This window comes from Pseudomonas muyukensis, assembly GCF_019139535.1.
In the GTDB taxonomy this organism is placed as follows: domain Bacteria; phylum Pseudomonadota; class Gammaproteobacteria; order Pseudomonadales; family Pseudomonadaceae; genus Aquipseudomonas; species Aquipseudomonas muyukensis.
In genome coordinates this window covers 2,811,876-2,825,072 of the sequence record NZ_CP077073.1, presented here as the reverse complement: position 1 = coordinate 2,825,072, position 13,197 = coordinate 2,811,876, and the positions used below count along the sequence as shown (strand labels likewise).

Sequence of the window (13,197 nt, the reverse complement as noted above, 5' to 3'; positions counted from 1 at the left end):
AATCGCCCATGACCTGGCAACCCCACATCACTGTCGCCACCATCGTCGAAGCCGAAGGCAAGTTTCTCTTCGTCGAGGAGTTCAAGGCCGGCCAGCACGTCTTCAACCAACCCGCCGGCCACCTGCAGCCCAACGAAACCATCACCCAGGCCGCCCTGCGCGAAACCCTCGAGGAAACCGCCTGGGAGGTCGAGCTCACCGGCGTGGTCGGCATCTACCTGTATACCGCCCCCAGCAACGGCGTCACCTACCAGCGCATCTGCTTCGCCGCCCGCCCGCTGCGCCACCACGCCGACCTGGCCCTGGACAGCGACATCGTCCGCGCCGTGTGGCTGAGCCGCGACGAACTGCTGGCCGAGCCGTCGCGCTGGCGCAGCGAACTGGTACCGCGCTGCCTGGAGGACTACCGCAAAGGCCCGCTGCACAGCCTCGAACTGCTGCGCGACTGACACCGGTTTGATAGAATCGGCGTTTTTCCCCTCTGATACACACCGGTAGCCATGACCAGCCCAGCACTCAAAGACCCCGCCAAGACCCGCGTCATCGTCGGCATGTCCGGCGGCGTGGACTCTTCCGTCTCCGCCCTCCTGCTCATGGAGCAGGGTTACCAGGTGGAAGGTCTGTTCATGAAGAACTGGGAAGAGGACGACGGCACCGAATACTGCACCGCCCGCGAAGACCTGGCCGACGCCCAGGCCGTGTGCGACCGCATCGGCATCAAGCTGCACACCGCCAACTTCGCCGCCGAATACTGGGACAACGTGTTCGAGCACTTCCTCGAGGAGTACAAGGCCGGCCGCACGCCCAACCCGGACATCCTCTGCAACCGCGAGATCAAGTTCAAGGCGTTCCTCGACTACGCCCTGTCCCTGGGCGCCGACCTGATCGCCACCGGCCACTACGTGCGCCGCCGCGACACCGGCGCGCTCACCGAGCTGCTCAAGGGCCTGGATCCGAACAAGGACCAGAGCTACTTCCTGCACGCCGTGGGCGGCGCGGAAATTGCCCGCACCCTGTTCCCGGTCGGCGAGCTGGAAAAGCCCGAGGTCCGCGCCATCGCCGAGAAACACGGCCTGGCCACCGCGAAGAAAAAGGACTCCACCGGCATCTGCTTCATCGGTGAGCGCCGTTTCAGCGACTTCCTCAAGCAGTACCTGCCGGCCCAGCCGGGCGAGATCCAGACCACCGCAGGTGAAGTGATCGGCCAGCACCACGGCCTGATGTACCACACCATCGGCCAGCGCCAGGGCCTGGGCATAGGCGGCCTGAAGGACGCCGGCGACGAGCCGTGGTACGTGCTGGAAAAAGACCTCTCGCGCAATGTGCTGGTAGTCGGCCAGGGTAACGAGCACCCGTGGCTGTTCTCCCGCGCCCTGCTGGCCTCGGAGATCTTCTGGGTCAACCCCCTCGACCTGTCCAGCCCGCGCCGCCTCACGGCCAAGGTGCGCTACCGCCAGGGCGACCAGCAGTGCACCCTGGAGCGCACCGAGCACGGCTACCGCGCGCTGTTCGACGAACCACAGCGCGCCGTCACCCCGGGCCAGTCGGTGGTGTTCTACGACGGCGACGTGTGCCTGGGCGGCGGCGTGATCGAAGTGGCCGAGCCGTGGAGCCCACGCGCATGAGCAACCTGCAGGAGCAGTTGATCGCCCTCGGCGGCGTGTTCCAGGCCGCGGTGCTGGTCGATCGCATCGCCCGCACCGGCCAGGCCAGCGAGGCCAATATCGGCTGCATGCTCGGCAGCCTGCTGGTGGTCGACCCCAAGAACACCCTCGAGGTGTTCGGCGGCGACGACCTCAACCTGCGCGACGGCTACCGCGCCCTGGTCGGCGCCCTGGAGCGCGACCCCAGCAGCCTGCAGCGCGAACCACTGCGCTACGCCCTGTCGATGCTCGGCCTGGAGCGCCAGCTGAACAAGCGCGGCGACATGCTCGACACCATCGGCAACCGCCTGCCACAGATCCAGTCCCAGGCCGAGCATTTCGGCCTGGTTCATGAAAACGTCATCGCTTCCAGCGGAGCCTTGTACCAGGACACCCTGAGCACCCTGCGCCAACGCATCCAGGTGCATGGCGACATGCGCTTCCTGCAGCAGCCGAGCAACGCCTCGAAGATCCGCGCCCTGCTGCTGGCCGGCATCCGCGCCGCGCGCCTGTGGCGCCAGCTGGGCGGGCACCGCTGGCAGCTGGTGTTCAGCCGGCGCAAGCTGCTCAATGAGCTGTACGGGATGACGCGCACCAACGATTGACGCACAACCTGCAGGAGCGGCCTTGTGTCGCGAAAGGGCCGCAGCGCGGCCCCAGGATCTCGAGCCTGGCTCAAGATTGCCGGGGCTGCTGCGCAGCCCTTGCGCGACACAAGGCCGCTCCTACAGGGGATCGCAACATGATTGATAGGCCCGACCTTTGGTCAGCCACCCGACCCGGGCGCATTTTTCATGTATGATATGCGCCCTTCCAAAAGCCTGACTGTCCGAGAACACCCCATGCAGCTCTCCTCGCTCACTGCGGTTTCCCCTGTAGACGGCCGTTATGCCGGCAAAACCCAGGCCTTGCGCCCCATCTTCAGCGAATTCGGCCTGATCCGTTTCCGCGCCCTGGTCGAAGTACGCTGGCTGCAGCGCCTGGCCGCCCACCCGCAGATCGGCGAAGTGCCGGCGTTTTGCGCCGAAGCCAACGCCCTGCTGGACAGCCTGGCCACCGATTTCAAGCTCGAGCACGCCGAACGCGTCAAAGAGATCGAACGCACCACCAACCACGACGTCAAGGCCATCGAGTACCTGCTCAAGGAGCAGGCCGCCAAGCTGCCGGAACTGGCCAAGGTCAGCGAGTTCATCCACTTCGCCTGCACCAGCGAGGACATCAACAACCTGTCCCACGCCCTGATGCTGCGCGCCGGCCGTGACGAAGTGCTGCTGCCACTGATGCGCCAGATCGCCGATTCGATCCGCACCCTGGCCCACACCCACGCCGCCGTGCCGATGCTGTCGCGCACCCACGGCCAGCCGGCCTCGCCGACCACCCTGGGCAAAGAGCTGGCCAACGTCGTCTACCGCCTGGAGCGCCAGATCGCCCAGGTGGCCGCCGTGCCGCTGCTGGGCAAGATCAACGGCGCCGTGGGCAACTACAACGCCCACCTGTCGGCCTACTCGCAGATCGACTGGGAAGCCAACGCCCGCGCCTTCATCGAGGACGAGCTGGGCCTGGTGTTCAACCCCTACACCACGCAGATCGAGCCGCACGACTACATCGCCGAGCTGTTCGACGCCATCGCCCGCTTCAACACCATCCTCATCGACTTCGACCGCGACGTCTGGGGCTACATCTCGCTGGGCTACTTCAAGCAGAAGACCGTGGCCGGCGAAATCGGCTCCTCGACCATGCCGCACAAGGTCAACCCGATCGACTTCGAGAACTCCGAAGGTAATCTGGGTATCGCCAACGCGCTGTTCCAGCACCTTGCCAGCAAGCTGCCGATCTCGCGCTGGCAGCGCGACCTGACCGACTCCACCGTGCTGCGCAACCTGGGCGTGGGCTTCGCCCACAGCGTCATCGCCTATGAAGCCAGCCTCAAGGGCATCGGCAAGCTGGAAGTCAACGAGGCGCGCATCGCCGCCGACCTGGACGCCTGCTGGGAAGTGCTCGCCGAGCCGATCCAGACCGTGATGCGCCGCTTCAACATCGAGAACCCCTACGAGAAGCTCAAGGAGCTGACCCGTGGCAAGGGCATCACCCCTGAAGCGCTGCTGACCTTCATTGACGGCCTGGACATGCCGGCCGAGGCCAAGGCCGAGCTCAAGCAACTGACTCCGGCGACCTACATCGGCAACGCGGTGGCCCAGGCCAAACGCATCTAAGCTGACCGTCGCGTACAACGCCCGGCCTGGCCGGGCGTTTTTATTCCCGTACGAAAACTACGTTTTTTCAATAGGTTGAACATGAATTCTGATACTCCACTGCAACTGCTGGGCGGCCTCACGGCCCGTGAATTCCTGCGCGACTACTGGCAGAAGAAGCCGCTGCTGGTGCGTCAGGCCTTCCCCGACTTCGTCAGCCCCATCGATGCCGACGAACTGGCCGGCCTGGCCCTTGAAGAAGAAGTCGAGTCGCGCCTGGTGCTCGAGCACGGCGAGCGTCCGTGGGAACTGCGCCGCGGCCCGTTCGCCGAGGACGCCTTCGCCGACCTGCCCGAGCGTGACTGGACCCTGCTGGTACAAGCCGTCGACCAGTTCGTACCGGAAGTGGCCGAACTGCTCGAAGCGTTCCGCTTCCTGCCCAGCTGGCGCATCGACGATGTGATGATCAGCTATGCAGCCCCCGGCGGCAGCGTCGGCCCGCACTTCGACAACTACGACGTGTTCCTGCTGCAAGGCGATGGCAAGCGCAACTGGAAAGTCGGCCAGATGTGCAACAGCGACAGCCCGCTGATCGACCATGCCGACCTGCGCATCCTCGCCGGCTTCGAGCAGAGCGAGGAATGGACCCTGGAGCCGGGCGACATGCTCTACCTGCCGCCGCGCCTGGCCCACTACGGCGTGGCCGAGGACGCCTGCCTGACCTACTCGGTCGGTTTCCGCGCACCGAGCGCCGCCGAGGTGCTGACCCACTTCACCGACTTCCTCGGCCAGTTCCTGCCGGATGAAGAACGCTACAGCGACGCCGACGCCGTGCCTGCGACCGATCCGCACCAGATCCAGCACGACGCCCTGGATCGTCTCAAGGCGCTGATCGACAAGCACATGAACGATAAGGACCTGCTGCTGACCTGGTTCGGCCAGTTCATGACCGAGCCACGCTACCCTGAGCAGGTTGTCGGTGAAGAGCTGAGCGAACAGGACCTGATCAACTACCTCGAACAGGGCGCCGTGCTGATCCGCAACCCAAGCGCACGCATGGCCTGGTCCGAGCTCAACGACGATCTGATGCTGTTCGCCAGCGGGCGCAGCTGCCCACTGCCGGCCAAACTGCGCGAACTGCTCAAGCTGGTGTGCGCCGCCGATGCCCTGCACATCGACAACCTTGGCCAGTGGCTGCAGGACGAAGACGGCCTGATGCTGGTCCAGCAGTTGGTCATGCAAGGCAGCCTGGGGTTCGCCGATGAATAAAATCAGCGTACGCCTGGCCGACTGGCACAAAGACAACGCCGACATCCACCGTATCCGCAGCGCCGTGTTCGTCGCCGAACAGCACGTGCCGCCGGAGCTGGAATTCGATGCCGAAGACCCCAGCGCCGTGCATTTCCTGGCGCTCGAAGGCGACTACCCGATCGGTACCGCGCGCCTGCTGCCCGACGGCACCATCGGCCGGGTCTCGGTGCTCAAGGACTGGCGCGGCCTGAACGTGGGCGATGCGCTGATGCGCGCGGTGATCGTCGAGGCGCAGAACCGCGACCTCAAGCAGCAGATGCTCAGCGCCCAGGTGCACGCCACGCCGTTCTACGAGCGCCTGGGTTTCCGCGTGGTCAGCGAGGAGTTCCTCGAAGCCGGCATCCCGCACGTGGACATGATCCGCGACTCGCGCGAGATCGCCTGAGTCATCAGGTGGTCACCTGCTCTTTGTGGGAACGGCCTTGTGTCGCGAAAGGGCCGCATGGCGGCCCCGGCGATCTTTGCGTCAACGCTGAAATCCTGGGGCTGCTACGCAGCCCTTTCGCGACACAAGGCCGCTCCCACCGGGGGACAGCGCAGCCCAAAGGGCTGGACGATCTCCTACAGGCTCGCGAAGTGCCTTCAGGCAATCACGATCTGCCCGTCCCCCAGCCCCTGAGCCGAGATCCCCACCAACGTCACGCTGTCCCCGCCGAACTTCAGCACCAGGTCATCGCCCACCTGGCTGGCATGCGCCCGCCAGTCCGGCGCCGCCGTGCCACCCTCGACGCCGATGAACACCAGCCGGTCCTGCCCGGTGAAGTCCAGCACCCGGTCCTGGCCGAACGCGCCGTCGAACAGGAACGTGTCGCGGCCACCGCCGCCACTGAGCACATCGTTGCCCGCCCCGCCGACCAATACATCGTTGCCCGCCCCACCCACCAGGCGATCGTCGCCGCCCAGGCCGAACAGCCACTGCCCCTGATTACCGGCCAGCAACTGGTCGCTGCCCTGGCCACCACTGTGCGACACGGCATAGGGATTGATCTTGCCGCTGTCGAGCAAGCCACCCGGCGTCACCGCATGGCTGACCTCCTTGCTGAAGATCAACAGGCTCGACTCCTTGCTGACCAGGGTCTCGACGTTGCGCACCAGGCTGATGCCGCCCTCGGCGTCGCGCACATACAAGGTGCCTTGGCCATCCCGGGCGATGCTCAGGTTGGCCAGCGCATCCTGCAGCTTCAGGGTGTCATGGCCAGCACCGCCATCGATCAGGTTGAAGCCACCGTCGTCGCGGAAGGTGTCGTTGCCGGCCCGGCCCTCGAGGTAGTCGTTGCCACGCCCGCCATGGATCAGGTCGTCCTGCTCGGTGCCAATGATGAAGGTGCTGCCCTTGTGCGGCTCGGCATTGCGGTTGAGGTCCTCGACCCAGGTCGAGCCACGGGTCACGTCGGACAGGTTGCTGACCACGATGGTCGAGTCGCGGCTGGTCCACTGGTAGAAGGCCGAGTTCAACACCCGGCCCAGGCCATCGGTGTAGGCCGAGGGCAGGTGCGACAGCCAGGTGGCGATATTGCCAATGGAGAACGGCAACAGGTTCCAGGCGTCGGAGGCGTAGTGGTCGTTGAAGTTGACGATGTTGTTGGTTGCCCAGGCTTTGTCGCCATCATGCACGCCCAGCGTGCCCCAGGTGGCCGAGGTACCGTCGAGCACGCGGAATACCGGATCGTTCTCGTAGCCGATGTTGAGCACCTTGCCGGCTTCGGCGGCCTGGGTCGGCGAGGCGAAGGCCACGTAGCGCGCGTCCTGGTAGAAGCCCCCCCAGCGCGAGCCGCTCAGGTCGGCCAGGCTGTTGACCGCCAGGCCGCCAAGGCTGTGGCCGCTGACGGTGATGTCGGCGCCGCTCAGGCCGTTGGCCTTGGCGAAGGCCGCCACATTGTCGAGCAGGCGACCGAAGGCGTTGCCGGCGTAGTCGCGGGCGTAGCCGGCCGGACCGATCGCCGCCAGCAGGTCGTTGATGGCATCGCCCAGGGTGTCGCCGAGCAGGTTCTCGCGCGGGCCGCTGGTGCCGCGAAAACCGATGCCGATGCCGGTGAGCTGGCCGGCGCTGTCGTAGCGGCCGAGGATCTCGACCTGGGCGCTGGTATAGCCCGGCGCCTCGCCATGGAAGGTGCCGCGGGCATCGGTCTTGCCCTGGTAACCCAGTTGCGCGGCGCTGAGCGGTGACCAGCCGGCGGCCTTGACCTGGGCCAGGGCCCTGGCCTCGGCATCCGGGTTCCAGGGGATACCGGGGATCACCCCCTGGCTGTCGGTGCCGCCGATCAGGGCCTTGACCAGGGTGGCCGGCAGGCCGAGGCCGAAACCGTGCTTCTGGTAGCCGGCGCTGAAACCGTCGTCGATGCCATGGTAGGCGTAGGTCGCCAAGGCCATGGCGTCCTTGTAGAGCGCCGAAGAGGCAGTGCTGTCGAGCTGTCGATAATCGAATACGGGCATTGGTCTACATCCCTGTTGTTCTTGTAGGAAAGGCACCCCAGCGACTTCGTCCGGTGACACGACTGACGGGCGAAAGGCAAAGCTGGCACGCACTCGCCGGTACGTCCAACCCGAAGGGGCGGCTACCCTGCCAAAGTTGCGCACAAAAAAGCTGTACATACATACAGATAAAACTTGCCTGCAGGCCCCACCTTGCGCATCCTAGTGCGCAACTTTCACGATGAAGCGTTTGCGGCCATGCGCCTGTTCCTCTGCGAAAAACCCTCCCAGGCAAAAGACATCGCCAAGGTACTCGGCGCCCAGCGCCGCGGCGACGGCTGCTGGGTCGGCAGCGATGTCTGCGTGACCTGGTGCATCGGCCACCTGCTGGAGACCGCGCCGCCGGACAGCTACGACGAACGCTACAAGCGCTGGAGCCTCGACGACCTGCCGATCATCCCAGAGAAGTGGAAGATGACCGTCAAGCCCAAGACCGCCAGCCAGTTCAAGGCGGTCAAGCGCTTGCTGGGCGAGGCCCGCGAACTGGTCATCGCCACCGACGCCGACCGCGAGGGCGAGATGATCGCCCGCGAACTGGTCGAACACTGCCGCTACCGCGGGCCGATCCAGCGCCTGTGGCTGTCGGCGCTGGACGATGCCTCGATTCGCAAGGCCCTGGGCCGGCTGCTGCCGGGCCAGGAAACCTTCAGCCTGTACCACTCGGCGCTGGGCCGCTCGCGCGCCGACTGGCTGATCGGCATGAACATGAGCCGGCTGTTCACCCTGCTCGGCCGCCAATCCGGCTACCAGGGCGTGCTGCCGGTGGGCCGGGTGCAAACCCCGACCCTGCGCCTGGTGGTGGACCGCGACCGTAGCATCGCCGACTTCGTGCCCGTGCCGTTCTGGGCCATCGACGTGCAGCTGCAAAGCGCGGGCGCGATCTTCAACGCCCAGTGGCGCGCCGCCGAAGACGCCTGCGACGACCAGGGCCGCTGCCTGAACCAGGCCCTGGCGCAACAGGCGGCCGCCGCGATGCAGGCGGCGGCTGCCGCGCGGGTACTGAAGGTCGCCACCGAGCGCGTGCGCGAGGCCGCGCCGCTGCCCTTCGACCTTGGCACCCTGCAAGAGGTGTGCTCGAAAAAGCTCGGCCTCGGCGCCCAGGAAACCCTGGACATCGCCCAGGCCCTGTATGAAACCCACAAGCTCATCACCTACCCGCGCAGCGACAGCGGCTACCTGCCGCTGAGCCAGCATGGCGAGGCGCCCGGCATCCTCGGCGCACTGCAGCGCGCCGACAGCAGCCTCGTTGCGCTGCAGCCGCACCTCGACGCCCAACGTCGCTCACGGGCCTGGAACGACCAGAAGGTCAGCGCCCACCACGGCATCATCCCCACCGCCGCCGCCAGCGATCCGGCACGCCTGTCGCCCAAGTACAAGGCGGTGTACACCTTGATCCGCGCCCGCTACCTGGCGCAGTTCCTGCCCAACCACGAGTACGACCGCACGCAGGCCGAGTTCGATTGCGCCGGCCATCGGTTGCGCGCGGTGGGCAAGCAGATCGTCGAACCCGGCTGGCGCCGCGCGCTGCCCGAGGCGCTGACCCCCGCCAGGGGCCGTGAAGCGCCACCGGCCCAGGTGCTGCCGGCCCTGCGCGAGGGCCAGGACTGCGCTGTGCACGGGCTGCAGCTCAAGGACCTGTGGACCCAACCACCCAAGCCCTTCACCGAAGGCGACCTGATCAAGGCGATGAAGAACGTCGCCAAGTTGGTGGACGACCCGCGGTTGAAGCAGAAGCTCAAGGACACCACCGGCATCGGCACCGAGGCGACCCGCGCCAGCATCATCCAGGGCCTGCTTGACCGCGGCTACCTGATCAAGCACGGCAAGGCGCTATCTGCCACCCCGGCGGCGTTCAGCCTGATCGACGCGGTGCCCCGGGCCATTGCCGACCCCGGTACCACGGCAATCTGGGAGCAGGCGCTGGACATGGTGCAGAGCGGCGAGATGAGCCTGGAAGACTTCGTCGCCCGCCAGTCGGCGTGGATGGGCAAGCTGGTCGAGCGTTGCAGCGGCATGCGCCTGAGCATCAGCGGGCCGGCGGCGGGCAAGGCGGCGGCGCCGTGGAAGAAAAAGCGCAAGACTGCTGCCAAGGGCAAGGCCGCGGCCGGCAAACCCAGGCAGCCTCGCCGCAAGGTATCTACATAAGTCAGGCGAGCACTCTCACAGGAAAACGTGTAAACACTGACCTTCCCGCCAAGCAGTGGCGCCCATAAAGACTGGCGCAATGAAAATCCTCTGCTATTTTTTCATGAAAATAATCATAAAAAATTTCACGAGGCCCCGGCATGTTCAAGCAATCCGCCCAGCACGTCGCCAGCTACTACGCCCTCACCCACCCCACGCCCCTCCCCCTGCGCCCGACCCTGCAAACCCGCCACGACACCGAGGTGCTGATCGTCGGCGCCGGCTTCAGCGGCCTGCACACTGCCCTGCGCCTGGCCCTGGCCGGCAAACGCGTGACCTTGCTGGAAGCCAGCCGGGTGGCCTGGGCCGCCTCCGGACGCAACGGTGGCCAGGCGCTGCTGGGCTGGTCATGTGACCTGCCACCACTGGAAAAGGCCCTGGGCCTGGAACGCAGTCGGCAGCTGTGGGACAGCATGTGCTGGGCCGCCGAGGAAATGCGCGAGCTCCCCCGGCGCCACGGTTTCGACATCGACTACCGCCTCGGCAGCCTGTGGGCCGCGGTGCTGCCGCGCCGGGTGAAGCTGCTGGAGCAGGCCCGCCAGGAAGCCGCCGACAAGCTCGGCTACGACAGCTTGCGGCTGATCGCGCGCGACGAGCTGCCCGAATGGATCGACAGCCCCCGCTACCAGGCCGCCCTGCTCGATCCCAACGGCGCCCATCTCAACCCGCTGAAGCTGGCCCAGGGCCTGGCCAACGCCATCGAGGCGGCCGGCGGGCAGATCTTCGAACAAAGCCAGGTGCTCGACTACCACGCGCACCGCGACGGCTTTCTCGCCCGCACCGCCAAGGGCGAGGTACGCAGCAGCGTGGTGGTACTGGCCTGCAATGCCTATATCGACCGCCTGGACCGCGACCTGTCACGGCGCCTGCTGCCGGTGGGCGCCTACCAGGTGGCCACCGCGCCGCTGGCGCCAGACTTCGCCGCCTCGCTGCTACCGCGCAACAGTTGCGTGATCGACAACCAGTTCGTTCCTGACTACTTTCGCCTCACCCCCGACCACCGCCTGCTGTTCGGCGGCGGTTGCACCTACCTGGGCGGGATCCCCAAGGATGTCGCCGGCGCCACCCGGCCGTACCTGGAGCGGGTCTTCCCGCAGTTGCGCGGGGTGGCCATCGAGCATGCCTGGGGCGGGCACATCGACTGCAGCATCCAGCGCACGCCCGACATCGGCCGCCAGGGCCAGCGCTACTGGCTGCAAGGTTTTTCCGGCCATGGCGTGCTGCCGACCCTGGCCGGGGCGCGGGCGGTCAGCGACGCGATCCTCGGCGACGATGCGCTGCTGACGCTGTACCAAGGCATCGATAACGGCCGCTTCCCCGGCGGCGAGCTGCTGGCCGCGCCCCTGGAGGCCGCGGCCAAGGCCTGGTACAGGATGCGCGACCATGTCTGACGATATCCAGGCCCTCGCCCGCCAGGTGCGCGACCTGCGCAAGCACCGTGGCCTGACCCTCGATGAACTGGCCAGCCGGGTCAAGCGCTCGCTGGGTTTCCTCTCCCAGGTCGAGCGGGGCCTGTCGCGCCCGACCGTGGCCGACCTCACCGCCATCAGCGAAGCGCTGCAAGTGCCCACCACCTACTTCTACCAGGCCGTGCCGCCACGCGAGCTCGACTGGGTCACCCGCCCCGGTGAGCGGCGCACCCTGTACTACGCCGCCGGGGTTACCGATGTGCTGGTCTCGCCTACCCTCAATGGCCGCTTCGCCATGCTCGAAAGTCACCTGGCGCCAGGTGCCAGCAGTGGCGACGGGCACCTGGACGACAGCTCGGAGCAAGGGGGGTTCGTCCTCGAGGGCGAACTGACCTTGTGGCGCGAAGGCCACGAAGGCGCCGTCACCCTGGGGCCAAACGACAGTTTTCAACTGCCGCCGCACAGCCAGTTCCGCTACGCCAACCTGACCGAACAGCCGACCCGGGTTCTCTGGGTCTTCCGTTGAGAGCACGACCATGACCAGCACCACCGGCTTTGCCGACTTGCCCAGCGAAATCCGCGCGTTCCGCCAGCAACACCCCGAAGTGCGCTATGTCGACCTGATCAGCCTGGACATCCCCGGGCACTTCTACGGCAAGCGCTACCCTATCGAGATGCTGGCCAAGGTCGCCGCCGGCAGCCCGCTGAAGTTGCCGCAGAACTGCGTGCTGCTCGGCGCCCAGGGCGGTCTGTTCCCGATTGGCGACTACTGCTTCAACGACGGCGACCCCGATGCCTTCAGGCGCCTGGTGCCCGGCACGCTCAAACTGGTGACTTGGGAGCGCGAACCGCTGGGGCAGATGCTGATCACCTCGGACGGCACCGCCGCCCCCATCGCGTTCGAGCCACGGGAAGTGCTCGCCCGCGTGCTGCGGCGCCTCGAGCGACGCGGCATGCGCCCGGTGGTGGCGTTCGAGCTGGAGTTCTATCTATTTGACCGCGCGCTCAAGGACGGCCTGCCGCAGTTCCCCCACGACCCGTTCAGCAATGACGCCGACGACCAGCCGAACATGCACATCGAACGCCTGTCGCGGTTCTCCGACGTGCTGCGCGAAATGGTCGAGAGCGCCAACCGGCAGGGGATCGACGCCAATGTCATCAGCGCCGAACTGGGCCCGGGCCAGTTCGAGATCAACTTCGGCCATTGCGACGATGGCCTGCGCGCCGCCGACTGGGCCGCGCTGTTCTGCCGCAGCACCCGCGGCGTGGCGCTCAAGCATGGCTTGCGCGCCTCGTTCATGAGCAAGCCGTACCTGCAGGCGCCGGGTAGCGGCATGCACGTGCATGTCAGCCTTTATGACGCGGCCGGCAACAATCTGCTGGCCGCCGACGGCCAGCGCCCGCTGCGCCATGCCGTGACTGGCTGCCTGGCGCTGCTGCCGCACTGCATGCCGGTATTTGCCGCCAACCACAACGCGTTTCGCCGCTATGGCGCCATGGTCAATGCCGCCAGCCGGGCCAGTTGGGGCTTCGAGGACCGCGACGCGTGCATTCGCATCCCCGAGTCGGACCCGCGCAACCTGCGGATCGAGCACCGCCTGGCCGGCGCCGACGCCAACCCGTACCTGGTGCTGGCGGCGATTCTCTGTGGCATGGAGCATGGCCTGGAGGCCGGCCAGGAGCCGATCGCGCCATTGAACGAAAACCGTGGCAGCGGCATCGACTTCCCCAAGGACATGCTCGGCGCGGTGGCGGCCATGCGCGGGCACCCGGCAGTGAACGAAGGCTTGGGAGAGGAGTTCGTGATGGTGTACTGCGAGAACAAGCGCCAGGACCACCTGGCGTTCCTGCAGGAGGTCAGTGCGCGGGAGTACCGCTGGTTCCTCTGACCGCCCGCACGCGGGGTGGGCTGCCAGGCGCCAGAGCTGGCAACCCATACCACTGAGGATTACCATGGCGCTCCCTGCGTGCGACCTTTTGTCGCCC

General features: G+C 66.6%; 11 protein-coding genes. 10 read left to right on the top strand and 1 reads right to left on the bottom strand.

Features of this window, described 5'->3' with window-relative positions; genetic code table 11:
* Positions 1-8: 8 nt before the first annotated feature.
* The 6 genes from KSS95_RS12670 (at position 9) to KSS95_RS12645 (ending at position 5,531) form a co-directional block, all read left to right on the top strand.
* Positions 9-449: an NUDIX hydrolase gene (locus KSS95_RS12670; protein ID WP_217847451.1), complete on the top strand. Its 441-nt coding sequence runs from the start codon at positions 9-11 to the stop codon at positions 447-449.
* A gap of 51 nt (positions 450-500) precedes the next feature.
* Positions 501-1,625 carry a tRNA 2-thiouridine(34) synthase MnmA gene (gene mnmA, locus KSS95_RS12665; RefSeq protein ID WP_217847450.1) on the top strand — a complete coding sequence of 375 codons (1,125 nt, stop codon included), beginning with the start codon at positions 501-503 and terminating at the stop codon, positions 1,623-1,625.
* On the top strand, positions 1,622-2,248 hold the full coding sequence (hflD, locus tag KSS95_RS12660) for a high frequency lysogenization protein HflD (RefSeq protein WP_217847449.1): 627 nt from the start codon (positions 1,622-1,624) through the stop codon (positions 2,246-2,248). Before mnmA ends, hflD begins: the two co-directional genes overlap by 4 nt.
* Before the next feature lie 237 nt (positions 2,249-2,485).
* A complete protein-coding gene (gene purB / locus KSS95_RS12655) occupies positions 2,486-3,856 on the top strand; it encodes an adenylosuccinate lyase (protein ID WP_217847448.1) in 1,371 nt (456 codons plus the stop codon).
* 81 nt (positions 3,857-3,937) lie between these two features.
* Positions 3,938-5,104 carry a ribosomal protein uL16 3-hydroxylase gene (locus KSS95_RS12650; protein WP_217847447.1) on the top strand — a complete coding sequence of 389 codons (1,167 nt, stop codon included), beginning with the start codon at positions 3,938-3,940 and terminating at the stop codon, positions 5,102-5,104.
* A complete protein-coding gene (locus KSS95_RS12645) occupies positions 5,097-5,531 on the top strand; it encodes a GNAT family N-acetyltransferase (protein WP_217847446.1) in 435 nt (144 codons plus the stop codon). The genes KSS95_RS12650 and KSS95_RS12645 overlap by 8 nt, the downstream gene beginning before the upstream one ends.
* Positions 5,532-5,728: 197 nt before the next feature.
* Here the strand turns inward: KSS95_RS12645 and KSS95_RS12640 are convergent, their stop codons facing one another.
* Entirely contained in the window at positions 5,729-7,579 is a 1,851-nt protein-coding gene (locus tag KSS95_RS12640) for a polyurethane esterase (RefSeq protein ID WP_217847445.1), read from the bottom strand.
* A gap of 237 nt (positions 7,580-7,816) precedes the next feature.
* Here KSS95_RS12640 and KSS95_RS12635 point away from each other — a divergent pair, with 237 nt between their 5' ends.
* From KSS95_RS12635 to KSS95_RS12620, 4 genes are all read left to right on the top strand, one after another.
* Positions 7,817-9,763, top strand: a complete 1,947-nt coding sequence (locus tag KSS95_RS12635; RefSeq protein ID WP_217847444.1) for a DNA topoisomerase III — start codon at positions 7,817-7,819, stop codon at positions 9,761-9,763.
* Positions 9,764-9,903: 140 nt separating this feature from the next.
* Positions 9,904-11,193, top strand: a complete 1,290-nt coding sequence (locus tag KSS95_RS12630; protein WP_217847443.1) for an NAD(P)/FAD-dependent oxidoreductase — start codon at positions 9,904-9,906, stop codon at positions 11,191-11,193.
* A complete protein-coding gene (locus KSS95_RS12625; protein WP_217847442.1) occupies positions 11,186-11,737 on the top strand; it encodes a helix-turn-helix domain-containing protein in 552 nt (183 codons plus the stop codon). Before KSS95_RS12630 ends, KSS95_RS12625 begins: the two co-directional genes overlap by 8 nt.
* A gap of 10 nt (positions 11,738-11,747) precedes the next feature.
* The gene (locus tag KSS95_RS12620; RefSeq protein WP_217847441.1) at positions 11,748-13,100 is read left to right on the top strand and encodes a glutamine synthetase family protein; all 1,353 of its coding nucleotides are present in this window, start codon (positions 11,748-11,750) and stop codon (positions 13,098-13,100) included.
* Positions 13,101-13,197 lie beyond the last annotated feature (97 nt).